Origin of the sequence: Streptomyces sp. NPDC005803 (assembly GCF_040630435.1) — a bacterium.
Taxonomy (GTDB): Bacteria; Actinomycetota; Actinomycetes; order Streptomycetales; family Streptomycetaceae; genus Streptomyces.
Genome location: NZ_JBEXXO010000084.1, coordinates 1 through 1,366, shown reverse-complemented (window position 1 = coordinate 1,366; position 1,366 = coordinate 1). Strand labels below are relative to the sequence as shown.

2 protein-coding genes and 1 pseudogene are annotated in these 1,366 nt (G+C 69.9%); 2 read left to right on the top strand and 1 reads right to left on the bottom strand.

The features are described from left to right. Together ABZ454_RS38895 and ABZ454_RS38890 are read left to right on the top strand one after the other, a co-directional pair. Positions 1-263: hypothetical protein (locus tag ABZ454_RS38895; protein WP_359544144.1), on the top strand; the 263-nt coding region annotated here is incomplete at its 5' end. Positions 264-402: 139 nt separating this feature from the next. Beyond that, on the top strand, positions 403-786 hold the full coding sequence (locus ABZ454_RS38890) for a GNAT family N-acetyltransferase (protein ID WP_359544143.1): 384 nt from the start codon (positions 403-405) through the stop codon (positions 784-786). Between the two features lie 487 nt (positions 787-1,273). On the opposite strand, the pseudogene ABZ454_RS38885 reads toward ABZ454_RS38890, so the two are convergent. Beyond that, positions 1,274-1,366 (bottom strand): annotated as a pseudogene (locus ABZ454_RS38885) (Glu/Leu/Phe/Val dehydrogenase dimerization domain-containing protein); the annotation flags it as partial.

Sequence of the window (1,366 nt, the reverse complement as noted above, 5' to 3'; positions counted from 1 at the left end):
GGGCCTTCGCCGCCCTCACCATCAAGGTCAACCTGTACGGCCGGGGCTGGTCCCTCGACGACCGCAGCGACGCGATCCTCCGCAACATCAGCGGCGGCACCCTGATCTGCTCGCCGTTCCACCCGGTCCCCCAGGGCATGCCCGACAGCCTCAAGGACGCCTCCGAGCGCCGCTACGCGGCCGCCCAGGAACTGCGCGCCCTGCTCTCGGAACTCCCCTTCACCGGTGAGGCCCTGACTATCCCGCTGCACGCCACCGCGTAGCCGCTGGTGCGACCGGCACCCCGCCACTCGACCGGGCGGGGTGCTGGCCCCTACCTCCTTGCATGTAGCTACACACCCCCTTAGAGTGTAGCTACACGGAGCGGACGGGCCGCCCCACCACGAAGAAAGCAGACACACCATGCAGCACACCGCGCAGCCCATGCTCACCCGCGAGATCTACGAGCAGGACATGGAGACCTGGTACCTGATGCACGAGGGAGAGCTCCTCACCGGGTACGTCAAGGTCCTCGACGGCGACGACGAGATAGACGTCTCCGAGATCGGTGTCCACCCGGAGCACCGCCGCCAGGGCCTGGCGAGCACCCTCCTCAAGACCGTCCTCGCCGACTACCCGGACGCCCCCATCGTCGCGTCGCTGCAGCCCTTCGTCGCCCAGATGGAGCACTGGCCCTTCGCCTCCCCCGGCCTCTCCCTCGAGGAGCTCAAGGCCTGGTTCACCCGGCTCGGCTTCCAGCACGCACCGAATGACATCGAGTACGACCGCATGCGCCGCCTTCCGTAACCGAGCACGGCCGGCCCCGCCCCTCGACCGGGCGGGGCCGGCCCCGGGCACCCCACACCACCCCGCAGAAAGGCACGACCCCATGACCGACACCACGACCCCGACGACCACCACCCCCAACTGCCGGCAGCACGGCCCCATGACGGCCACAGAACCGGCCGACGGCACCCGCTACACCTGCCCCAACCCCGTGTGCCACAACGCCGTTCTGCGCCCGGCAGACGGCATCACGGTGCGCGGCACCATCGAGATCCTGCACACCCGCGCCGACGGCACGACGCTCGAGGGCTCCCGCAAGGGAGACGGGGTGTTCGAGATCGTCCGCAACCACCGCTTCTGGTTCTCCCGGAGCCTGGGCGGGCTGTATATCCGGCAGTCCCGCGACAAGGCCGCGGACTGGTGGAGCATCTACCGCGCCGCCCAGGCCCTCGCCGCCACCGGCTGGGAGACCGTCATCGACATAGACGAGGACACCCGCCGCTCCTTCGCGCAGCCCGCCCTTGTACGGGCCGAGCGAGCTGGAGAACTCGACCCGGAATCCGCGGTTGACGTGGATGTCGCCCGCGTCGTCCGCCCACGG